The following is a 22406-nucleotide window of genomic DNA, read 5'->3' on the forward strand; positions in this document are numbered from 1 at the left end:
ATGAGTAACTTCTGAATGAAACACAAATACTGAATATACAAGTTTTTACATTTATTCTTTTTCGTGAAAGGTGAAAAAAGAAGGGAGGAATCGGGATGACTGAACAAATTCCGCATGAAAAGGGTCTTGATAATAGTCTGGCTTTATTACGCGATGGATATGTATTTGTGAAAAACAGAGCGGAGAATTATCGCTCAGATGTGTTTCGCGCCCGATTATTAGGGAAGACATTCATTTGTATGAGCGGAGCGGAAGCCGCAAAGCTTTTTTATGACACAGAACGATTTCAGCGCCAGCAAGCCCTCCCCAAACGGGTGCAGAAAACGTTATTCGGAACAGGGGCAATCCAGTCAATGGACGGTGAACGGCATAAGCACAGGAAGCTCCTATTTATGTCGCTGATGACACCTCCCCGGCAAAAACGGCTTGCGGAAGCGGTGGCAAAACAGTGGAAAGCATCTGCGGAAAAGTGGGAGGGTGCAGACCGAATTGTCCTTTTTGATGAAGCGAAAAAAGTGCTGTGCCGGGCTGCCTGTGAGTGGGCCGGCGTTCCGCTGAAAGACTCGGAAGTGAAAGAGCGGGCGGAGGATTTCACCGATATGGTAGACGCATTCGGCGCTGTCGGACCGCGTCATTGGAAAGGCAGAAGGGCGAGGCCGAAAACGGAGAAATGGGTAGAGGAGGTCATTGAGGATGTGCGGTCCGGCAAGCTGCAAACGCCGGAGGGCTCAGCCTTGTATGAAATGGCTGTTCATACAGAACTTGACGGGAGCAGGCTCGATTCTCACATGGCTGCTGTTGAGCTTATTAATGTTCTGCGCCCGATTGCCGCCATTTCTTACTTCATTGCGTTTTCAGCTCTGGCATTGCATGACCACCCTGAGTATCGGGACAAGCTGAGGTCGGGAGATGATCAGGAGGCCGAAAGATTTGTACATGAAGTTCGGCGGTATTACCCGTTCGCCCCGTTTTTAGGAGCCGTTGTGAAAAAAGATTTCGTATGGAAGAACTGTGAGTTTAAAAAGGGTGCATCCGTCATGCTTGACCTATATGGAACAAACCATGATTCCCGGCTTTGGGAGAATCCGAATGAATTCCGCCCGGAACGTTTTCAGGGACGGGAGGAAAATAAATTTGATTTCATTCCCCAGGGCGGAGGTGATCCGGCTGACGGCCACCGCTGTCCGGGTGAAGGAATGACCGTGGAAGTCATGAAAGCTTCCCTAGCGTTTCTTACTAATGAAATAGAATACGATGTTCCGCCCCAAGATTTGAGCTTCAGCCTGTCCAGAATGCCGGCATTGCCTGAAAGCGGATTTGTGATTATAGGTGATCGGGTTTTTTCGATTCCTGTTTCTTGCCTGCCTGGCGGTTTTTTTCGGCAAGCCGGTTCTTTTTCTGATTAAGGGCGTTATTATCAAGCGGTTTTTTGTCATCGTCTTTCATGCGGAAAGCCTCCCTTCTTTTCGTTAGGATGCCCGCCGGCATTGGAAATTATGGCTTCAGGAAAAAAATCGCAAGCGTCCCCGGTCCGGAATGAGCGCCGATGGCTGATCCGATTGAATGAAGAATGACCTCTTTCGGATGGAACGCTTCTTCGATCTGCTGTTTCATGCTGAGAGCGGTATCTTCGTTATCGGCATAGCTGATTCCGACAGTTTGATCCGCCCAATCGCCGCTTTCTTCCTTCATCATTTCTAGAATCCGTTTAAACAGTTTCTTCTGTCCGCGCAATTTTTCGAGCGGCACGAGTCTGCCGTCATCCACATGCAGAATCGGTTTGATGTTCAAAAGCCCGCCGACAAAAGCGGACGTTTTAGAAATCCTGCCGCCCCGCGCAAGATAAGCGACATCATCGACCGTAAATATATGTTTCATCCGGGCGCAAAAGCTCTTTACAGATGTTTCGATTTCTTGTATTGTATTTCCGTTAACACAGAGTGTCTGCGCGTACATCACGGCGAGACCGCAGCCTAAAGAAGCGCATTTGGAATCAACAATCCGTAAATCAAAATCGGGAAATTCCTCTTTGATTTCATTGGCGACCATTACGGCCGTCTGATAGGTGCCGGAAAGACCTGATGAAAAGGCGATGTAAATCGCCGGTTCTCCCAGTTCCGCGTAATGTAAAAATACTTTTTTTATCGTGTCCGGCGATGCCTGGGATGTTTTCGGAACTTTCCCATCCCGCATCGCTTGAAATATATGATCCGCCTGAATGGTGACCGTGTCCTCATATTCGTTTCCGTCAAGTGTTACGTGCAGCGGAATGAACCCGATCCGATTTTCTTCAATGAAAGATTTCGGCAGGTCAGAGGCGCTGTCAGCAATAAGGTGAACTGTCATCATAATTCCCTTCTTTCCAATTGGTGAGAGTGATGCCAACTATATCATATAAATTTGGCAAATTAGTGTTCAAAACTTTGTTTTAAGGGAAAAGCTAATAATGAAAATGAGCGGAGGAGCAAGCCATGGTACTTGAACAAGCAAAAAAATTAACAATTGTCGTCATCGGCGCGTTTCTGTATGCGGCGGGACTGAATTTATTCCTGATACCGGCGAATGTATATGCCAGCGGTTTTACCGGTGTCGCCCAGCTGCTGTCAAGCGTCGTTGATCAATACGCCCCTTTTTATATTTCGACAGGAGTTCTCATGTTCCTCTTAAACATTCCCATCGGTGTGTTAGGGTGGCTGAAAGTCGGCAGATCATTCACCGTATACAGCATATTAAGCGTAGCGCTGACGTCCGTCTTTATGGGAATTCTCCCGGAAATGAGACTGTCGCACGATATTCTCCTGAATACCGTATTCGGAGGAGTCATCTCAGCTGTCGGCATCGGTTTAACGCTGAAATTCGGCGCTTCCACAGGCGGCCTTGATATCGTGTCGATGGTGCTGGCCAAATGGAAGGATAAACCGGTCGGTACGTATTTCTTCATTTTGAACGGGATTATCATTTTGACGGCAGGATTATTGCAAGGATGGGAGAAAGCATTATATACCCTTGTCGCTCTGTATGTCACAACAAGGGTGATTGACGCCATTCACACCCGCCACATGAAACTGACCGCCATGATCGTTACGAAAAAAGCCGATGAAATCAAAGAAGCGATTTACGGAAAAATGGTTCGCGGCATTACGACGGTGCCGGCAAAGGGCGCTTACACGAACGAACAGAAAGAAATGATGATCATCGTCATCACGCGGTACGAATTGTATGATCTTGAGAAAATCGTGAAAGAGGTCGACCCGAAAGCCTTCACAAACATCGTGCAAACGACGGGGATCTTTGGTTTCTTCAGAAAAGACTGATAGGAGCGGATAGAATGAAATGGCTGTTTGGCCTGTTATTACCGGTCGTTTTACTGATCGGATGCAGCAGTCAATCCGGGCAGAAGGAGCCCGCTGAGGAGGTATCCGGAGAGATGAATGAACAGCAAGTTGAATTAGCCGTAAATCCTGTGCAGACGGATCAGCAGATCGAATTTCAAATGTCTTTAAAAAACAAAAGCGGCAGCCCGATCGATTTCACATTCAGCTCAGGGCAGAAATTCGAATTGACCGTACATGATCAACATAACAAAGAACTGTACCGCTATTCAAAAGACAGAATGTTTACTCAGGCGTTTCAGACCGTGACATTAATGCCGAATGAAACATATGACTTTTCAGATGTGTGGAAAAACGTGCCCGGCCCGGGAACATATACGGTCACGGTGACGTTTTTAGGAAAGTCCGATCAGATCGGAAAAAGGCTGAAAACGGTAAAAACATTTGAAGTGAAGTAAAAAAAAGGGCGCCCCCGTCTAAACGGGGCGCCGTTTTTTATTGCAATTTCTCCAGCTGATCCTGAAATTGGTGCAGCTGCTGACGTTCTGCATCTGTCGAATTGGCGTACGCGGAAGACACGGCATTTTTGGCGCGTGAGACAGCTTTTTCCCGGTCGCCGTCCTCGAAACCGTTAGCAATCATGACAGCCTGCTGGACGAATGACTTGGCTTGAGAAAACAGTTCGTTTCTCATTAATAAAAAACCTGTCTTTCAGCTTCGTCTTTTGCTGCCTCATGCTGTGCTTCCTCTAATGTAGACCGATATGGAAATCTTGCGTCATGAAGACTGACAGAGTCCTTGCCTTGCTGAATAAACCGTTTTGATTTGTTTCGTTTACCCATTGCAATGTCCCCCTTCCATATTTAGACGAGATGAGTCGTCTGTTTTAGTATGGGCGGAAGGCTTCTGGTTATGAGCGGGAAAACCTCATAGGGAGAAATAGGATGTTAAAAATGCGGCGATACCGTCCGCTTCATTTGAACCCGTGACACGGTCAGCCGCCTGTTTGACTTCATCCGTGCCGTTTTCCATCGCTACGCCGCAGCCGGCGAACCGGAGCATTTCAAGATCGTTGTCTTCATCGCCGAACGCTATGATCCGTTCTCTCGGCACTTGGTAATAGTCGCTGATTTTCTTCAGGCCGACCGCTTTATTCATCCCGTGTTTAATAATTTCAATCACATGCCATGGAGCTGCCCATCTTCTGTGGTCAATGACCTCGGCATGCACCTCGGATAAATGCGCGCGGATGTCCGCGACGTCCTCTTCCTTCGCGTGAATCAATACGGACGTCACATCTTCTTTGACTGTTTCGCGCAGATCGCCGAACGTGACATTCGCCATATTCATATGAAACGCCTCGATTAAATGCTCATCATGATAATGGAAGTACACATCATCGATAACTTCAGCGAGCACATTATGTATTTGATAGGTCTCTGTAAGCTCGGCCAGCTGTCTGACCACATCGACTGATAAAGACGTATGATAGCGTCCCCATGATTCGTCTTTCGGATGGTGGACAAACGCTCCGTTAAAATTAACAATCGGCGTTGTCAGCCCCAGCTCGTCATAATACATCGAACTGGAACGGAAAGGGCGCCCGGTTGAGATACAGATATGATGTCCCGCTTCTGTCAGCAATTGAATCGTCCGTGCCGTTTCGGGGGAAATGGTTTTATCATCTTTTAATAAAGTTCCATCCAGATCTAAGGCGATGAGATAAGGTTTTGTCTCCATAAATAACTCCTTTATGATTTGCTGTTTTTCTCTTATGTACAGTGTAGCTTTTTACCATCTTTATTGTCTACATGTTACACTTATGATTATGGTTATCCTAAGGAGGGAGTCAACGTGATTCTTATTGATCATCAAACCGTATCAGGCATTCCGTTTTTACATATTGTAAAAGAAGAAAATCGGGACCGTCCCGCTCCCCTTGTTTTCTTTATTCACGGTTTTACAAGCGCGAAGGAGCATAATCTTCATTTTGCTTACCTGCTTGCTGAAAAGGGCTTCAGAGCCGTGCTGCCGGAAGCTCTTTACCACGGTGAACGCGCTGAACAGCTGGCAGCGGAAGAGCTCGCCGTCCATTTTTGGGACATTGTATTAAATGAAATCACGGAGCTTGACGTGCTGAAAAAGGATTTTGAAGCGCGCGGTCTGATTGAAGACGGGCGGATCGGCCTCGCCGGCACGTCAATGGGCGGAATTACGACTTTCGGCGCGATGGCTGCGTATGATTGGGTCAAAGCCGGCGTCAGTCTGATGGGAAGCCCGAACTATACGGCGTTTTTTCAGCAGCAGATTGACCACATCCAGAAGCAGGACATCGAAATTGACGTCACAAAAGAACAGGTCGATGAACTGTTTGCGCGGCTCAAACCGTTCGATCTCAGTCTGCACCCGGAAAAACTGCGCAGCCGCCCGCTGTTGTTCTGGCACGGTGTCCAAGACAAAGTTGTTCCGTATGCACCGACCCGCGGTTTTTATGAAACGATTAAACCGCTTTACAGCAGCCGGCCTGAGCATCTTCAGTTTCTGAAAGACGAACGGGCGGATCATAAAGTCCCGCGATACGCCGTTTTAGAAACAGTCGCCTGGTTCGATAAGCATTTATAAAGCACAAAGGTGTTAACAAAAGCCGCATATACGTTATACTGAGGAAAAAGGAGTGATGGAACGTGGAAGAAGCATTAAAAGAAAACATCATGGGCGCCTTGGAGCAGGTCGTTGACCCTGAGCTCGGCGTCGATATCGTCAATCTCGGCCTCGTATACGACGTTGATATGGATGACGACGGCCTGACGCACGTCACGATGACACTGACATCAATGGGGTGCCCGCTCGCTCCGATCATCGTCGACGAGGTGAAAAAAGCGCTCGCCGACATTCCGGACGTAAAAGAGACTGAGGTTCACATTGTCTGGAACCCGCCGTGGACAAGAGACAAAATGTCACGCTACGCGAAAATCGCATTAGGGATTCAGTAATAAGAAAGACAGCTTTTTGAGTGCACCCCGGAATTTAGGATCACCCTAAAATCCGGAGGTGCTTTTCTTTTGGCTGCGGGGGTTGCTTAGGATCGCAAAACGTGTTGGAGTGCACAAAAGTTTACATAAACCATCATATATAAAATTTCATATGGGGTTTATCTTTTTTGTAATAGGCTAGTCTGTCTTGCAGAGTACCTGTGTGGAATTCAAATTTATGTCCATCAGGATCAGTAAAATAAATTGATTTTTGATCTTGCTTATCTCTGGCACGTCCATTTAATATATTTACATTTAGACTTTTTAATTTTTGATGTATTGCATCAAAATCTTTCGCCTCAATTGTAAAAGCCATATGGGTGTAGGATTTATGTATTTCATTTCTTGGAATATCCACCTCTAAGTTAAGCGCAAGCCAAAGCCCATTCAGATCAAGATATGCTGTTTTTTGTCCTTTAACCAGGAGTTGTGCATGAAATACGTTCTCATAAAATTCTATAGATTTTTCCAAATGTGAAACAGAAAAAAGAAGATGATTGATTCCTTTTATGTTCATTTTCCCACCTCATTTAAAATGGTTGTTATTCCTTATATATAACGATTATATACCGACTAAAAAACTTTTTAAGGGTTTCTGTGATTTTTATGATCACCGTTTACCGCGCTGTTTTCCGGCTGGCCTTTAAGCTGTATTAAACCTGATTCGTACTGCCTTCTTTTCGCTGCCGGGATTGTCGTTGCAGACCGGCGTGCGAAAAAAAGACAAGGAGCTAAAAAGCCCCGAATGTTCCATCATTCGGTGTTTTGCGGTTTAAGGATAAAAAGGAAAAAAGAGGGCTTGAGTCATGATATAATAGACCGGCTGCATGCGAGGGAGGAACCTATGAAGAAAAAAATACTTTTCATTATCCTTAGCATCCTTGTTTATACGGGGCTGTTCGCTGTTTCTGCCTTCCACAAAGAACGGGAGCAGAAGACGGGAACAATGACGGATGTCAGCCGTCTCATGCCCGTGAAAATTAAGCAGACGGTCAAAGGAAAAGAGAAAGAAACATTGGTCGAAACGATTAAGGAAGCAAAGAGAAAGCATCTGAACATCTCAATCGCAGGCGCCCAGCACTCAATGGGCGGCCAGACGTATTATGAAGACGGTATCGTTCTCGACATGACGGGCTACAACAAAATACTCGGTCTCGACCGGAAGAAAAAAATCATCAGAGTGCAGGCCGGAGCGACGTGGAATGATATTCAGCGCTATGTCAATCCGTACGGGCTCGCGGTAAAGGTCATGCAGTCACAAAACATTTTCACGATCGGCGGCTCACTGAGTGCCAATGCCCACGGACGGGATATCCGGTACGGTTCGCTGATAGATACGGTCAAATCATTTCATCTTTTAAAAGCGGACGGCAAAATCATCACCGTCACCCCGAAAGATGACCTGTTTTCAGCCGTCATCGGCGGATACGGCCTGTTCGGCGTCATCCTTGACGCGGATATCGAGCTGACGGATGATGAGCTGTATGAAATGAAAACGAAGCGCATGAACGCTGATACATACAGTCAATATTTTACTCAGCATGTCCGGCGCAACCCTGCAGTGCGCATGCATCTCGCACGGATTGCAACCGGAGATAAAGGCTTTTTGCACGATATGTATGTGACTGATTACACGCTTTCAGACAATCAGAAAGAATTAAAGCAGCACAATGAGCTGAAAGAAGATGAGCATCCTGCGCTGACAAAATTCGCGCTCGGCCTCTCCCGCCGGTATGACTGGGGAAGAAATTGGCTCTGGTCGGCACAGCAGTCTTATTTTCTCAGCCAAAACGGCGTGAAAATCTCAAGGAACAATGTCATGAGGTCAGAATCGAAATTTTTGGAATATGAAAACACGGACAACACCGATGTGCTTCAAGAGTACTTTGTACCCGTCGGCGAATTTGCGCCGTACATTCATGATTTACGCGCGGCGCTGTCACATGAAGACCTCAACCTTGTAAATATTACGATCCGCTACGTGCAAAAAAATGAAAAAGCCGATCTGTCATACGCAAAGGATGACATGTTTTCGCTCGTTCTTTTAATCAATGAAGGGTTTTCAAAAGACAGTCAGGCGGATACGGCCCGCATCGTCAGAAAAATGACGGATACGGCATTGCGCCATCACGGCAGCTATTATCTGCCGTATATGCTGTACCAAACGAAGGAGCAGATGCGCGAGGCATATCCGAAAAGCGATATATTCTTTCAGAAAAAACACAAGTATGATCCGGATGACTTATTTATGAATTATTTTTATCAGAGGTACAAATCATGAAACAAAATCATTTAAAATGGCTGATCCTGTCTCAAAGCAGTGTCTTTTTTGCCGGCAGCCTGATCTTTCCGTTTTATATTTTATTTATTAAAAACATCGGCTCCAGCTACACGCAATTCGGTCTGTCATACGGCTTGTTCGGCCTGAGCGGTGCTTTGATCCATCCGCTGCTCGGCAGGCTGTCGGCAAGACTGGATCCCCGCTGGTTCCTTATGGCGAATTCATGGGGCATGGCGCTGCTTCTTCTGACGCTCCCGCATATTACCGGCGTACAACAGGTTTATGTTGTGCAAGTGCTTTTGGGCCTGTTCGGGGCCATGCAAAAACACGGCGAAAAAATCTTGATCGCCGATTATACCGACGGCGGGGAACGTGGGAAAAAAGTCGGCAGCTACCACTTCTGGACGGCTGTATTTTCAGCCGCCGCCATTATTATCGGCGGCTTTCTTGCTGATTTCTTTACGGTATATATTATTTTTTACGCCAGCTCTGTGCTGTTTTTTATAAGCGGGCTGATGATGCTGAAGAAAACAGGCTGATCCGATCAGCCTGTTTTTTTGTCTCTGAAAACAGATGGAAAAACGGGTGAAAAAATATTAAATATACAATTGAATTAATTTTTATTCATGTTATAATGTTAAATAATTTCACAAAAACCAAGAAGGTGAACCCGTTGAAAATAGGTATTATAGGCGCAACTGGTTATGGAGGCGCTGAGCTTGTCAGGATTCTTAACCATCACCCTTATGCAGATAATTGTATATTATATTCATCGAGTGACGAAGGAAAGGCATATAATGCTTCATATCCGCATCTGAGGAATATAGCGTCCCAATCACTCCAGCCGCTTCATATAGAAACCATCCGAAACGAAATTGATGTCATGTTCATAGCCGCGCCGCCCGGCGTTTCCGGAGAGTGGTCACCTAAGCTGGCGGAAGCGGGCATCCCGGTCATTGACCTTTCCGGCGATCTGCGGATTCATAACCCGGCCGTGTATGAAAAGTGGTATAAGCGGAAGGCTGCCCCTGAAGGAACGATTCAAAACGCGGTTTACGGTTTAGCGGAACTGCAAAAAGAAGAGATTCAGACTGCAAAGCTGATTGCTAATCCGGGCTGTTTTCCGACGGCTGTACTGCTCGGTCTCGCCCCGCTGGCAAAAAATAAGCTTTTACAAGATTCATTTCTGATTGTTGATGCGAAGACCGGCGTATCTGGCGCGGGCCGAAAAGCATCCATGGGCACTCATTATTCTGAGCTGAATGATAATTTCAAAATTTATAAGGTCAATGACCATCAGCATACCCCCGAAATTGAACAGCAATTGGCGGCATGGCAGCCGGGCACAGGTCCAATTACGTTTTCCGCTCATTTGGCGCCGATGACAAGAGGCATTATGGCGACGATGTATACTGACGCACCTCCGGGAATGTCTTCTGCGCAGATAAGAGAAATGTATTGCGAATTTTACAAAGATTCATATTTTGTCAGAATCAGGCCGGAGGGTGAATACCCGGCGACAAAAGAAGTATACGGCAGCAATTTTTGCGATATTAGTGTCACTGTGGACGAAAGAACAAACCGTGCGACTATCGTTTCTGTCATAGATAATCTGATGAAAGGCGCCGCCGGGCAGGCGGTGCAAAATTTAAATATCATGAATGGCTGGCAGGAAGAAACGGGACTCACGATGACGCCAGTCTATCCATAGAACGAAAGAGGGATTCAGAATATGATTCAGCTGAGTGAGGAAATCACGAAAATAAAAGGCGGCGTATCCTCGCCGAAAGGGTTTGAGGCAAAGGGTGTCCACTGCGGGCTGCGCTATTCAAAAAAAGATCTCGGAGCGATTATCAGCGAGGCGCCGGCAGTCAGTGCAGCGGTATATACGCAGAGCCATTTTCAGGCAGCGCCGCTGAAAGTGACGCAAGACAGCTTGAAAAAAGAAGCTGTGCTTCAGGCGGTAATTGTCAACAGCGCGATTGCCAACGCCTGTACGGGAGACCAAGGCTTAAAGGACGCCTATCAAATGCGGGACAGCTTCGCAAGCCAGCTCGGTATTGAACCAGAGCTTGTGGCGGTTTCGTCAACCGGGGTGATTGGTGAGCTTTTAGACATGAAAAAAATTCAAGCGGGTATTGAACAGCTCGGTCAAGCGCCGTCATTGTCCGGAGCATTTGAAGAAGCCATTTTGACGACGGATACGGTGACGAAACAGACGTGTTATGAACTGGTGATCGGCGGAGACATCATCACGATCGGCGGAGCGGCGAAAGGCTCAGGCATGATCCACCCCAACATGGCGACAATGCTCGGCTTTGTCACAACGGACGCGGCCGTGGAAGAACAGTCGCTCAAAAACGCGCTCAGGGAGATCACGGATGTTTCATTTAATCAAATCACCGTTGACGGAGAAACATCGACGAATGATATGGTGCTCGTAATGGCGAACGGCTGCGCGGGGAATGATCGTCTGACGGAGCAGCATCCCGACTGGCCGGCTTTTAAAAAGGGGTTAAAGCTTGTGTGCGAAGACCTTGCCAAAGAAATTGCCAGAGACGGTGAAGGAGCGACGAAATTAATTGAAGCCAAAGTCGAAGGTGCGAAAAATAATCTTGAAGCGAATATTATCGCCAAAAAAATCGTCGGCTCAAGCCTTGTGAAAACCGCCGTTTACGGCACGGACGCCAATTGGGGGCGCATCATCGGCGCAATCGGGCACAGTGCGGCAAGCGTAACGGCCGAACAAGTGGAAGTTTTCCTCGGCGGACAGTGTCTGTTTAAAAACAACGAACCTCAGCCGTTTTCAGAAACCGATGCCAAGGAGTACTTATCATGTGATGAAATTACGATCGCAGTCCGCCTGAACGAAGGCTCCGGCAGCGGCCGGGCATGGGGCTGTGACTTAACCTATGATTATATCAAAATCAATGCGAGCTATCGCACATAACAAAGGAGAGCGGCATGAGGAAAACCATTGTTTTTAAGTGCGGCGGCAGCGTGATCCGCGAGTTATCCGCCGCTTTTTTTCAAAATGTAAAAGAGCTTATGCAATCGGGCTGGAACATTGCCGTCGTGCATGGGGGCGGCCCGGAAATTTCACAAATGCTGAAAACATTGCAGATAGAAACGGAATTTGTCGATGGGCAGCGGAAAACGACCAAACCGGTGCTTGAGACAGCGGAAATGGTTTTGTCAGGGTCGGTCAATAAATTTTTCGTGGCCGAACTGGCGAAAAACGGGCTGAAAGCAGCGGGAATCTCAGGAAAGGACGGCGGACTCCTTCAAGCATCCTATCTTGATCAAGATAAATACGGAGAAGTGGGCGAAATCAAAAAAACCGATCCGGCCATTATTCAAGCATTAATGAAAGAAGGCATCATTCCCGTTATCGCTCCGCTTTCCATGACAAGTGATTTCAAAACGCTGAACGTAAATGCAGACGCCGCGGCTTCGGCCGTCGCTTCCGCCTTACACGCCGATAAACTTTTATTTGTCACGGATGTCGAAGGAATTATGGACGGAGAGAACCGTCTGGATACTCTGACGCCGCAAGAGATTCAAGCCCTCATCGACGACGGCGTCATTTCGGGAGGGATGATTCCGAAGGTGAAGTCGGCATTATCGGCATTGAGTGAAGATGTGGCGGAAGTGATGATTGTGAACGGAAAAGGAGCGTTTTTCACTGATCAAGCCTTTCAAGGAACAAAAATCGTCAAGGAAAAGGAGAGCGTGTCATGAGCAGCTTATTTCAAACCTACAGCCGCTGGCCTATCGATATCAAAAAAGCGAAAGGGACAATCGCAGAGGATGAAAACGGAAAAACGTATCTGGATTTTATTCAGGGTATCGCCGTTTCCAATCTCGGCCATTGCCATGACGCGGTGACAGAAGCGGTCAAACAACAGCTTGACAGCGTATGGCACGTTTCCAATCTGTTTGAAAATGACCTTCAGGAAAAAGCCGCGGCAAAGCTTGCTGAACATAGCGCGGGGGATCTTGTTTTCTTCTGCAACAGCGGAGCCGAAGCGAATGAAGGCGCCATTAAGCTTGCCCGTAAAGCAACGGGAAAAACAAAAATCGTGACATTCCATCAATCTTTTCACGGACGGACATATGCGGGAATGGCCGCCACCGGACAAGACAAAATCAAAACCGGTTTCGGACCGATGCTTCAAGGTTTTCACTATCTGCCGTTTAATGATCCGTCGGCATTCAGCACGCTTTCAAACGAGGATGACATCGCCGCCGTCATGTTTGAGACGGTGCAGGGTGAAGGGGGAGTTCATCCCGCCGATCCGGAATTCATCAAAGCATTACAGACATTTTGCCAAGACAGAAAGGCGCTGCTTATCGCAGATGAGATTCAAACCGGAATCGGCCGGACGGGCAAGGCATTCGGCTATGAGCATTTCGGCATCTCTCCGGACATTATCACTGTTGCGAAAGGGCTTGGAAACGGTTTTCCCGTCGGAGCCGTGATCGGCAAAAAGAAGCTTGGCGAAGCCTTCACACCGGGTACGCACGGCACGACTTTCGGCGGCAATAAGCTTGCCATGGCAGCTGTGAATGCGACCTTGGACATTGTGTTTCAGCCGGACTTTCTCCAGGCTGCGGCGGACAAAGGTGCTTTTTTAAAAGCGCAGCTGAAACGTGAGCTGACAGTGCCTTTTGTAAAAAACATCCGCGGAAAAGGGTTATTAATCGGCATTGAATGCGCAGGCCCCGTTTCCGGCATCATCGGAGATCTGCAGGAACGCGGACTTCTCGTGCTTCCGGCCGGACCGAATGTCATCAGGCTGCTTCCGCCGCTTACGGTTTCTGAAGAAGAAATACTGTCGGCCGTCAGCATGCTGAAAGCAGCGATCGAAGCGAATTCCGCAGTGAAACGATAATTTTTTTGTTATCAAGGTATAAAAATTCATATTTTTAATTAATTATTCATCAAGAGGTGGGCTTTAGATGAAAGGCTATTTAGTATTGGAAGACGGAACATCATTCGGCGGTGAACTTGAAAAAGAGGCATGCTGCGTTGGCGAAGCGGTTTTTTTCACCGGAATGACGGGCTACCAGGAAGTGCTTACAGACCCGTCATATAAGGGCCAGATCATCGTTTTTACGTATCCGCTGATCGGAAACTACGGAATTAATGAAAAAGATCTTGAAAGTAAGATCCCTCAAGTCAAGGCTGTTGTCGTGTATGAAGCGTGTGAACATTTTTCTCACCATGAAGCAGTCTCAAGCCTGAGAGAGTATTTAAATAAATGGAACATCCCGCTCTTAACCGAAGTGGACACACGGGCCGTCGTCAAAACCATCCGCTCCGGCGGCACGATGAACGCTGCCGTATCAACAACAGGAGAGGTTCCGGCGGCATGCGGAACAGAAAACCCGGCTGAGCTGGCGCAGGCCGAAGAGATCACCTCAATGGGGGACGGAGAACGGCATATTGCGCTGATTGATTTCGGTTTTAAAAAATCAATCGCTTCGTCGCTTGTCAAGCGCGGCTGTAAAGTAACGGTCATTCCGTATCACCAGATGAACGCCGTTTATGACATTCAGCCTGACGGAATCGTGCTTTCAAACGGGCCTGGGGACCCGAAAGCGATTGCTCCGTACATGACCCGGATTAAGGCTTTACTGAATGCTTTCCCCGCACTCGGCATTTGTCTCGGACATCAGCTGATTGCTCTCGCTTTCGGAGGGAATACGTATAAGCTGCCGTTCGGTCACAGGGGTGCCAACCATCCCGTCATTGACCGGAAAACGAAACGGGTGTTTATGACAAGCCAGAACCACAGCTATGTCGTCGATGAATCATCAATTGACGAAAATGAGCTGTCGATCAGGTTCCATCATGTCAATGACACATCAGTGGAAGGGCTCATTCACAAACGCCTTCCCGTATTAAGCGTTCAGTTCCACCCTGAAGCTCATCCCGGACCGGCTGAGAGCGAGTGGATATTTGATGAATTTCTAGAGAAAGTGATACCAGCAAGGAGAGAAATCGCTCATGCCTAAAGATACAACCATTTCCAGCATATTGGTCATCGGCTCCGGCCCGATCATCATCGGCCAGGCGGCTGAATTCGATTATTCAGGAACACAGGGCTGCATGGCTCTGAAAGAAGAAGGATACCGTGTTATTCTCGTCAACAACAACCCGGCAACGATTATGACGGATGAGGCGTTTGCTGATGAAATTTATTTTGAACCGCTTACACCCGAAAGCATCGAGGCCATTATTGAAAAAGAAAAACCGGACGGTCTGCTTGCCAATTTAGGAGGTCAGACCGCGCTGAATTTAGCCGTTAAGCTTGAAGAAGCAGGCGTGCTGAAGAAGCATCACGTCAAGCTTTTAGGAACATCGGTGGAAACCATTCAAAAAGGCGAAGACCGGGAGCAGTTCCGCGCCCTGATGAAAGAGCTTGACCAGCCCGTTCCGGAAAGCGAAATCGTCGACAACGAAGAAGACGCCCTCCGCTTCGCTGAGTCTATCGGGTTTCCGGTCATTCTAAGACCGGCGTATACGTTAGGCGGAAAGGGAGGCGGAATCGCGAAAACGAAAGAAGCGTTTCAGACGCTGATTAAACAGGCGCTGTTAGCAAGCCCGATCAGCCAATGCCTCGTCGAAAAAAGCATCGCCGGTTTTAAAGAAATCGAATACGAGGTCATGCGCGACAAAAATCATACATGCATTACCGTCTGCAACATGGAAAACATCGATCCCGTCGGCGTGCATACAGGAGACTCTATCGTCGTTGCACCGTCCCAGACGTTAACCGATGAGGAATATCAGATGCTTCGTTCGGCAAGCCTGGCGATTATTTCGGCGCTGGATGTGGTCGGCGGCTGCAACATTCAATTTGCGCTGGATCCGTTCAGCAAACAGTACTATGTCATTGAAGTGAACCCGCGTGTCAGCCGCTCATCAGCCCTCGCGTCAAAAGCGACCGGCTATCCGATTGCCAAAATGGCGGCGAAACTTGCCGTCGGCTATACGCTTGATGAACTGAAAAATCCGCTGACAGGCTCTACCTATGCAAGCTTTGAACCGGCGCTTGATTATGTCATCGTCAAATTCCCGCGCTGGCCGTTTGATAAATTTAAATATGCCGACCGCACGCTCGGAACGAAGATGAAAGCCACGGGAGAGGTCATGGCGATCGAAAGAAATATGGAAGCGGCCATTCAAAAAGCGGCGGCCTCCCTTGAGCTGAAAACGATCGGCACCCGCCTGCCTGAACTCGGCGGCTGTACGCTCAATCAGCTGCGGGAATTAGCGGTAACGCCGGATGACCGGAGATTCTTCGTCGTCATGGAACTGTTAAGCCGCGGTGTAACAATAGAAGACATTCATGCCGAAACGAAAATTGACCCGTTTTTTCTCCATGTGTTCCGGAATATCATCACATTGGAAAACAAGCTGATGGAAGAAGGAGATAACCTGTCTGTCCCGCTTTTAAAACAGGCGAAGGTAAAGGGCTTCACGGACGTCATGATCGCATCTCTTACGGGAAAAACGGAAGAAGACATCCGCGCTCTCAGAAAGAAATCGGGCATCGTCCCGTCGTTTAAAATCGTAGATACATGCGCCGCTGAATTTGATGCCAAGACGAATTATTTCTACTCCACCTATCTCGGGGAAAGCGACGGAGATATCAGCCGAAAAGAGAAAAAACGCGCGCTTATCATCGGCTCAGGCCCGATCCGCATCGGGCAGGGAGTGGAATTTGATTACAGTGCCGTTCACGGCGTCCTGACCCTGCAAAAGCTCGGATATGAAACGATTATGATCAATAACAATCCGGAAACAGTAAGCACGGATTACGAAATTGCCGACCGGCTCTATTTTGAACCGCTGACGACAGAGCATATTTTAAACGTGGCGGAACATGAAAACATTGATTTTGCCATCGTCCAGTTTGGGGGACAGACCGCTATCAATGCTGCTGAACCGCTGGAAAAAGCGGGCATTCCGCTGCTCGGAACATCCTTTGAAACCCTTGATGCGCTGGAGGATCGGGATCTGTTTTATAAACTGCTTGATGATCTGGATCTGAAACATGCCAAAGGGGAAACAGCTTATACGAAAGAAGAAGCCGCGGAAAAAGCAAGCCGTATCGGCTATCCCGTGCTGATCCGTCCGTCTTATGTCATCGGAGGGATGGGCATGATAATCGTTGAGTCAGAAGCGCAAATTTCAGAACTGCTTGAAAACGAAGCGGGCATGCCGTACCCGATTTTGATCGACCAGTACATTACAGGAAAAGAAGTGGAGATCGATCTGATTTCTGACGGACATGAAGTATTTGTGCCGACCTGCACAGAGCATATCGAACGGGCAGGCGTCCATTCAGGCGACAGTTTTGCGATTCTTCCGGGGCCTTCTGTCACCCCTGAAATGCAGCGGGAGTTAAAAGAGGCTGCCGAAAAAATTGCGGTAAAACTGGCATTCAAAGGCATCATGAACATCCAGTTTGTAATTGATGAAAAGGGAGATATTCTCGTTCTTGAAGTGAATCCGCGGGCAAGCCGAACGGTTCCTGTAGTGTCTAAGGTTATGGGAGTCCCGATGATTCCGCTTGCCGCCAGACTGCTGGCCGGAGCTTCCCTTAAAGAAATCAAGCCCGTGATACAAAATCAGCACGGAACGGCAGTGAAATTCCCGGTATTTTCTTCTCACGCCATTCAGGACGTGGACGTAAAGCCCGGCCCGGAAATGAAGTCGACCGGAGAAGGCATGTGTGTCGCGTTTGACGCAGAAAGCGCCCTGAAAAAAATCTATGCGCACGTCTGGGAGAAAAAAGGCAGCGTCTATCTGGAAGGCGGAGATGAAAAACTGGCACAGCAGACCCAAGAAGCGGGATTCACCGTATGCCAAGACTCTTTTCAGGCTTGGGCAGACCGAAGGGATAAAGCGGTTCATATCAATTTCAATCACTCAGAAGAAGCGCGCAAACAGCGGATAGAAGCCATGACGCACGGTGTGACGGTCTTTACTGAACTGGAAACCGTCAAAGCATTTTTGGCAAGCGGCTCCGGCACACCTCAGCCTGTATCGCTCAAAGATCTTTATCAAAAGGAAGTGGAATCATGCACACAGTAAAAGCGGAACACACATTAACCCATTTGTACGGCAAAGATTTTCTTTCCTTAAAAGATGTCAGCCCGTCAGACATCAACGCGCTTCTTACAGAAGCTTCATTGTTAAAACAACATCCGATACAGCCGATTTTCCAAGGGAAAACATTGGCGATGATTTTTGAAAAATCTTCGACCCGCACGCGTGTGTCATTTGAAGCGGGAATGGCCCAGCTCGGCGGAACCGGACTTTTTCTTTCAAGCAGTGACCTGCAGCTTGGCCGGGGAGAGACGGTCGCAGATACGGCGAAGGTGCTGTCCGGATTCGTTGATGCCATTATGATCCGCACCTTCGCGCATGAAAAAGTCGAAGAGCTTGCCGAGCATGCAGACATTCCCGTCATAAACGGGCTGACCGACCGGTACCATCCGTGTCAGGCTCTCGCGGATCTGTTGACGATACAAGAAATAAAAGGAAAGCTGAAAGGAGTAAAAGTCGCCTATATCGGTGACGGAAATAATGTGGCGCATTCACTCATGATCGGCTGCGCAAAAATGGGCTGTGACGTTGCGGTTGCTTCGCCGAAAGGCTATGAAGTTGAGGAAGAGGCGGTAAATGCCGCGAAAGAAGCCGCGGCTGTTTCCGGAACGAAGATCACCCTGACCGATAATCCGCAGGAAGCGGTGCGGGATGCCGACGTGATTTACTCCGACGTCTTCACGAGCATGGGGCAGGAGGAAGAGACGCAGCAGCGGCTGAGCGTGTTTGCCCCTTATCAAGTCAACGCCTCACTCGTCAGTCTCGCCAAACCTGACTATACATTTTTGCATTGCCTGCCCGCGCATCGGGAGGAAGAGGTCACGTCCGACATTATCGACGGTCCGAATTCGGCGGTATTCCAGCAGGCGGAAAACCGGCTTCACGCGCAAAAAGCGCTCCTGAAAGCTCTTCTTTACAAACAGGATTAACAAAAAAGCCGCTGAACCTCATTCAGCGGCTTTTTAATATTTTCCTCCATACAAGCGCATACTACATGAAAAAGAAAAAGGAGGAAATGACATGGGACAGCAGCATCAATTCCGCCCGGGACAAAAAGCGCCGAATAACGGTGTGTACGTTGAAATCGGCGAAACGGGAAGCATGGTCAAAAATCCGCAAAAAATCAAGCTCACAACGGGAGAAATGTTTCCCGAGACTTCAAATCACAACAGACTGTGGACGTATCAGCGAAAACCGTGAATACAAAAAAACCTGCTGAAAAGCAGGTTTTTTAGTTCTTTTATGAATGCTGGCTTGCATCCTGTTTGACAGGCATGATCTCCGCAAGAACAAAGACAAGCACCGCAATAACCACTGCAATAACGGATGATTGCTTGAAATTGTATGCCGCGCTGTTCATGGAGGCGATCAAATAACAGGCCATATGTGATAAAAGGAACGTCCAAATAAAACTGATAATAAACCGCACGTTTCCACCTCGTCCTTCATTTTATTCTACGTTGTATCATACCATACATAAAGCGCGGGCGGAAGGTCATTTTCGCATCAAAAAGCGCGCCCGGAGCTGACTTTCTCCCGCAAGTTCGGCTGTCTGATGGAAAATACGGTCCCCGCACTTGGTATAATAGCCAAAACATAGAAGCAAATAGGGGTTTAACTGATCCGTTTTCATTCGTCTTACATATGATAGTCAATAGAGAGACTAGGAGTAAAAGGAGGCGGAAAGGCATGGGGATAACGGAAAGATTTTTCCAACTCGGATCTGAGCTGAACGTCATCCATCTGCCGTATCGGCCGAACGGCTTCTGTATCTTTATTCTTGGAGACAGAACTCACTTTGTCAGCGGGGATTCAAGCTTTTGGCTCGAACATGAAGGGAGAAACCAGCTGTTAAATACGCTGCGTGACAGAGGTTATACGATCTTCAACAGCAATTTATACGGAAGGCACTGGGGATCGGAAAAAGCCGCCGCTTACGCCAGGCAGCTGATTCATTATGTGCTGAAACAAGAAACCCTCAATCCGAAGATACACTTGCTCGCAGAAGGCATGGGCGCCCTCATCGCCGATCAATTGCTGCGATCTTCGCCCGAGCATATCCGTTCAGCCGCAATGTTAGATCCTTGTCTTGATCTTCAAGCCCATTTCGAATCAGAGAAAGAAAATAAGTTTTTTTATAAACAGTTTCTGAGAGAAACGGCTCAAAGCTTCGGTGTTTCTGAAAAAGAGGCAAGCTCACTGAACTATCAGACCATCACCGGATGCAGCACCTGCGCGCCGGTACATATATGGCAAAGAACGACCGGAGCGCCGTACCCGTATACCCTGCATGCGAACGTATATAAAGAAGCCCGGGAAAAGACCGGAAGTAAGACCGCTATCACGTATCACCTGCTTGAGAATCCAGCGCGGATGTACAGAGCCATCTGCCGGTTTTTCCGCAGTCATGAAAAAGACCTGTAATGAATAGAATACAAAAGCCATCTCTTTTCAGAGGGCTGTTTTGCTTGTTTGAATGAAAAACCGGAAAGGCGGCAGATGTGATGAAGACAGCGCTGATCATTGGAGCAGATGAATTTCTAGGCCTTTCATTATGCGAACGGATGATGGATGAGGGTGTGCATGTTGATGTCATTTTGGATGAACCGGAGGACAAAACGAGGCAGCTGTATTTAGAAGAACGTTTAATGTGGCTCGGGAGAAACGGGCTTTTTCAAATAATAGATGAAATCGGCGAAAAGGAATACGATCGAATCTGTGTTCAATATGGGAGCGGGTGTCTGCCTGAAGACAGGAAGGAGCCTTTATATTGGATTGTTTACAGTGAGGATCACGAAGACTGGGAAAAAAACGGTCAGCGGGACACGGCTAAAGCGATTATCCTTCCGCCTCTTTACGGCCCGTGGACGGAAGCGAAAGAAAACGGCGAAAACAGGGTCTTTTTAGAAGACGCGGTCTGCGGTCTGATGAATAAGCTTGAAACTGACGGCACAGAGGATGAAAATCAGATTATTACCCTGGAAATAAAAGAAAAAACGCAAAAAACGGAAGCGGAAAAGAAAATTCAAGAGTGGAAAAGACAATTTTTATCAATATTCGACAATTTTTAAGAAATACCTTCCATGTTATGTGCATTACCGCTACAATAAACGTATGTCAATTAATTATACATGTTATGAGTTTGAAAAGGGGTTGAACACGGCTTGATCACCAGGCTTGTCATGATCTTTTCTGTCCTCCTTTTATTGAGCGGGTGCGCACAAACTCCGTTTAAAGGAAAAATTGAGAAGGTCGGAATGCTTTTTCCCGATACCATCAGTGACCTGGTATGGGGCACAAAAGGTTACAAAGGTTTATTAGCGATACAATCTGAATTTAACGTTGACGTTTATTATAAAGAAAATATCAGATCTGATGAAGATATTTTAAAAGCGATAGATGATTTGCATAAAAAAGGAGTCAATCTTTTATACGGGCACGGAAATGAATACGAGGAAATCTTCAATATGATCAGCAAGGATTATCCCGATATGGAGTTCGTCGTCGCAAACGGAACGGCGAAAAACGATAATGTCACAAGCGTTCATCTCATGGGAGAAGCGATGGGCTTTTTCGGGGGAATGACGGCTGCCCATATGTCAAAAACCAATGAGGTCGGCGTCATCGCCTCGTTCTTATGGCAGCCTGAAGTAGACGGCTTTATCAAAGGGGCGAAATACGAAAATCCCGATATCACCGTCAATACTGAATTTACGGACCACTGGGATAACGGCAATGAAGCGCTGCATCTTTACGAGAAGTTAAAAGCGGAAGGCACGGATGTTGTGTATCCGGCCGGAGACGGGTATAATGTTCCTGTCATTCAGCAAATCAAAAAAGACGGGCTTTACGCCATCGGCTATGTCGCCGAGCAATCGTATCTCGGCAAAAACACGGTGCTGACAAGCACCGTGCAAAATGTAGACAAAGCTTATACATTAATCGCCGAGCAATATAATAAAGGTACGCTCAAGAGCGGAGATCACAACTTCGATTTCAGGGAAGGAGTCGTTGAAATGGGGACGTTCAGCCCTTTGGTGGACAAAGCCTTTCAAGACAAAATCTCAGACCTTGTAAAAACGTATAACCAAACAAATGAACTGCCGTCAAATGAATAGAGGTGGATACACATGCAGCATGAAAAGTCTCTTGAATTTATGCAGATCGCGATGAAATACCTGCCGGAAGCAAAGGCGGAGCTTGAGAAATCAGGCATTGATCTGTCTATGGAAATGATTCAGCCGTTCATGAACCTGTTTACATCGGTCATGGCGGAAGCGTATGAGCTTGGCAGATCTGATGCCGGGGAGCTGAATAAATAAAGAGAGCCACTTTTTCATGAAGTGGCTTTTCACATGATTTTTTTCTTTATGGCGGACACCATCGGCCCGAGGTCTTTAAATACAGGCTTTAATTGATCCAGGGAGTTCATGATGGAGCCCAGCTGATTCATCACGTGGTTGTAATCGATCTGCTCTTCGTTTTCAGCCTGAGGCTGCTCCGGATTTTCTTCCGGTTCTTTATCCCGCTCCTCGGAGTTGCCGAACATCATCTTAGAGAAAATATCCATAGTAAAGCCTCCTTTCGTCTTCCGTTTATTCTATGAGGATCAAGAGCCGATAGTTTAGACGAATATA

At 47.5% G+C, this 22406-nt stretch carries 26 protein-coding genes; 19 read left to right on the top strand and 7 right to left on the bottom strand.

What is annotated here, in order from left to right; genetic code table 11:
- Positions 1 to 95 precede the first annotated feature (95 nt).
- Positions 96 to 1406, top strand: coding sequence for a cytochrome P450 (locus ACW5MY_RS05755; RefSeq protein ID WP_013351791.1), 1311 nt, complete (start codon positions 96 to 98; stop codon positions 1404 to 1406).
- A gap of 88 nt (positions 1407 to 1494) precedes the next feature.
- Here ACW5MY_RS05755 and ACW5MY_RS05760 read toward each other — a convergent pair whose 3' ends face one another.
- Positions 1495 to 2346: a DegV family protein gene (locus ACW5MY_RS05760; protein ID WP_013351792.1), complete on the bottom strand. Its 852-nt coding sequence runs from the start codon at positions 2344 to 2346 to the stop codon at positions 1495 to 1497.
- 125 nt (positions 2347 to 2471) lie between these two features.
- Here ACW5MY_RS05760 and ACW5MY_RS05765 point away from each other — a divergent pair, with 125 nt between their 5' ends.
- Both ACW5MY_RS05765 and ACW5MY_RS05770 read left to right on the top strand, forming a co-directional pair.
- Positions 2472 to 3314 carry a YitT family protein gene (locus ACW5MY_RS05765; RefSeq protein ID WP_013351793.1) on the top strand — a complete coding sequence of 281 codons (843 nt, stop codon included), beginning with the start codon at positions 2472 to 2474 and terminating at the stop codon, positions 3312 to 3314.
- Between the two features lie 14 nt (positions 3315 to 3328).
- Positions 3329 to 3790, top strand: coding sequence for a BsuPI-related putative proteinase inhibitor (locus tag ACW5MY_RS05770; RefSeq protein WP_013351794.1), 462 nt, complete (start codon positions 3329 to 3331; stop codon positions 3788 to 3790).
- A gap of 37 nt (positions 3791 to 3827) precedes the next feature.
- Here the strand turns inward: ACW5MY_RS05770 and ACW5MY_RS05775 are convergent, their stop codons facing one another.
- The 3 genes from ACW5MY_RS05775 to ACW5MY_RS05785 all read right to left on the bottom strand — a co-directional run bounded on the left by ACW5MY_RS05775 (position 3828) and on the right by ACW5MY_RS05785 (position 5072).
- Positions 3828 to 4025, bottom strand: a complete 198-nt coding sequence (locus tag ACW5MY_RS05775; RefSeq protein ID WP_013351795.1) for a DUF3813 domain-containing protein — start codon at positions 4023 to 4025, stop codon at positions 3828 to 3830.
- Positions 4025 to 4174: a hypothetical protein gene (locus tag ACW5MY_RS05780; protein WP_013351796.1), complete on the bottom strand. Its 150-nt coding sequence runs from the start codon at positions 4172 to 4174 to the stop codon at positions 4025 to 4027. The genes ACW5MY_RS05775 and ACW5MY_RS05780 overlap by 1 nt, the downstream gene beginning before the upstream one ends.
- 85 nt (positions 4175 to 4259) lie before the next feature.
- Positions 4260 to 5072: a Cof-type HAD-IIB family hydrolase gene (locus ACW5MY_RS05785; protein WP_013351797.1), complete on the bottom strand. Its 813-nt coding sequence runs from the start codon at positions 5070 to 5072 to the stop codon at positions 4260 to 4262.
- Between the two features lie 114 nt (positions 5073 to 5186).
- Between ACW5MY_RS05785 and ACW5MY_RS05790 the strand changes: the two genes are divergently transcribed.
- Positions 5187 to 5954 (top strand): prolyl oligopeptidase family serine peptidase, encoded by a 768-nt coding sequence (locus tag ACW5MY_RS05790; protein ID WP_013351798.1) that lies wholly within the window; start codon positions 5187 to 5189, stop codon positions 5952 to 5954.
- A gap of 62 nt (positions 5955 to 6016) precedes the next feature.
- On the top strand, positions 6017 to 6325 hold the full coding sequence (locus tag ACW5MY_RS05795; protein WP_003155088.1) for a metal-sulfur cluster assembly factor: 309 nt from the start codon (positions 6017 to 6019) through the stop codon (positions 6323 to 6325).
- Positions 6326 to 6458: 133 nt separating this feature from the next.
- Here ACW5MY_RS05795 and fosB read toward each other — a convergent pair whose 3' ends face one another.
- On the bottom strand, positions 6459 to 6881 hold the full coding sequence (gene fosB / locus ACW5MY_RS05800; protein WP_013351799.1) for a metallothiol transferase FosB: 423 nt from the start codon (positions 6879 to 6881) through the stop codon (positions 6459 to 6461).
- 327 nt (positions 6882 to 7208) lie between these two features.
- Between fosB and ACW5MY_RS05805 the strand changes: the two genes are divergently transcribed.
- The 10 genes from ACW5MY_RS05805 to ACW5MY_RS05850 all read left to right on the top strand — a co-directional run bounded on the left by ACW5MY_RS05805 (position 7209) and on the right by ACW5MY_RS05850 (position 18969).
- On the top strand, positions 7209 to 8645 hold the full coding sequence (locus ACW5MY_RS05805; protein ID WP_013351800.1) for an FAD-binding oxidoreductase: 1437 nt from the start codon (positions 7209 to 7211) through the stop codon (positions 8643 to 8645).
- A complete protein-coding gene (locus tag ACW5MY_RS05810) occupies positions 8642 to 9184 on the top strand; it encodes an MFS transporter (RefSeq protein WP_013351801.1) in 543 nt (180 codons plus the stop codon). Before ACW5MY_RS05805 ends, ACW5MY_RS05810 begins: the two co-directional genes overlap by 4 nt.
- 134 nt (positions 9185 to 9318) lie before the next feature.
- Complete coding sequence (gene argC / locus ACW5MY_RS05815) at positions 9319 to 10356, top strand: N-acetyl-gamma-glutamyl-phosphate reductase (RefSeq protein WP_289394283.1); 1038 nt, start codon at positions 9319 to 9321, stop codon at positions 10354 to 10356.
- A 21-nt stretch (positions 10357 to 10377) separates the two neighbouring features.
- Entirely contained in the window at positions 10378 to 11595 is a 1218-nt protein-coding gene (gene argJ / locus ACW5MY_RS05820) for a bifunctional ornithine acetyltransferase/N-acetylglutamate synthase (protein ID WP_013351803.1), read from the top strand.
- A gap of 14 nt (positions 11596 to 11609) precedes the next feature.
- Positions 11610 to 12386, top strand: a complete 777-nt coding sequence (gene argB, locus ACW5MY_RS05825; RefSeq protein WP_125122374.1) for an acetylglutamate kinase — start codon at positions 11610 to 11612, stop codon at positions 12384 to 12386.
- A complete protein-coding gene (locus ACW5MY_RS05830) occupies positions 12383 to 13540 on the top strand; it encodes an acetylornithine transaminase (protein ID WP_013351805.1) in 1158 nt (385 codons plus the stop codon). The genes argB and ACW5MY_RS05830 overlap by 4 nt, the downstream gene beginning before the upstream one ends.
- A gap of 67 nt (positions 13541 to 13607) precedes the next feature.
- The gene (locus ACW5MY_RS05835; RefSeq protein WP_013351806.1) at positions 13608 to 14666 is read left to right on the top strand and encodes a carbamoyl phosphate synthase small subunit; all 1059 of its coding nucleotides are present in this window, start codon (positions 13608 to 13610) and stop codon (positions 14664 to 14666) included.
- A complete protein-coding gene (locus ACW5MY_RS05840; protein WP_013351807.1) occupies positions 14659 to 17754 on the top strand; it encodes a carbamoyl phosphate synthase large subunit in 3096 nt (1031 codons plus the stop codon). The genes ACW5MY_RS05835 and ACW5MY_RS05840 overlap by 8 nt, the downstream gene beginning before the upstream one ends.
- Positions 17742 to 18698 (top strand): ornithine carbamoyltransferase, encoded by a 957-nt coding sequence (gene argF, locus ACW5MY_RS05845; RefSeq protein WP_013351808.1) that lies wholly within the window; start codon positions 17742 to 17744, stop codon positions 18696 to 18698. The genes ACW5MY_RS05840 and argF overlap by 13 nt, the downstream gene beginning before the upstream one ends.
- Before the next feature lie 91 nt (positions 18699 to 18789).
- Positions 18790 to 18969 carry a YjzC family protein gene (locus tag ACW5MY_RS05850; RefSeq protein WP_013351809.1) on the top strand — a complete coding sequence of 60 codons (180 nt, stop codon included), beginning with the start codon at positions 18790 to 18792 and terminating at the stop codon, positions 18967 to 18969.
- 40 nt (positions 18970 to 19009) lie between these two features.
- On the opposite strand, the gene ACW5MY_RS05855 is transcribed toward ACW5MY_RS05850, so the two are convergent.
- A complete protein-coding gene (locus ACW5MY_RS05855; protein ID WP_013351810.1) occupies positions 19010 to 19198 on the bottom strand; it encodes a YjzD family protein in 189 nt (62 codons plus the stop codon).
- 260 nt (positions 19199 to 19458) lie between these two features.
- On the opposite strand from ACW5MY_RS05855, the gene ACW5MY_RS05860 reads away from it, so the two are divergent.
- From ACW5MY_RS05860 to ACW5MY_RS05875, 4 genes are all read left to right on the top strand, one after another.
- On the top strand, positions 19459 to 20193 hold the full coding sequence (locus tag ACW5MY_RS05860) for a lipase family protein (RefSeq protein WP_013351811.1): 735 nt from the start codon (positions 19459 to 19461) through the stop codon (positions 20191 to 20193).
- Positions 20194 to 20273: 80 nt separating this feature from the next.
- On the top strand, positions 20274 to 20840 hold the full coding sequence (locus tag ACW5MY_RS05865; RefSeq protein WP_289394286.1) for a hypothetical protein: 567 nt from the start codon (positions 20274 to 20276) through the stop codon (positions 20838 to 20840).
- Between the two features lie 93 nt (positions 20841 to 20933).
- Positions 20934 to 21887 (top strand): BMP family ABC transporter substrate-binding protein, encoded by a 954-nt coding sequence (locus ACW5MY_RS05870; RefSeq protein ID WP_013351813.1) that lies wholly within the window; start codon positions 20934 to 20936, stop codon positions 21885 to 21887.
- Positions 21888 to 21899: 12 nt separating this feature from the next.
- Positions 21900 to 22091 (top strand): ComZ family protein, encoded by a 192-nt coding sequence (locus tag ACW5MY_RS05875; protein ID WP_013351814.1) that lies wholly within the window; start codon positions 21900 to 21902, stop codon positions 22089 to 22091.
- A 29-nt stretch (positions 22092 to 22120) separates the two neighbouring features.
- Here the strand turns inward: ACW5MY_RS05875 and ACW5MY_RS05880 are convergent, their stop codons facing one another.
- Complete coding sequence (locus ACW5MY_RS05880; protein WP_013351815.1) at positions 22121 to 22339, bottom strand: hypothetical protein; 219 nt, start codon at positions 22337 to 22339, stop codon at positions 22121 to 22123.
- Between the last annotated feature and the right edge of the window lie 67 nt (positions 22340 to 22406).

The sequence above is a fragment of the Bacillus sp. Bwzl_19 genome (assembly GCF_054900515.1).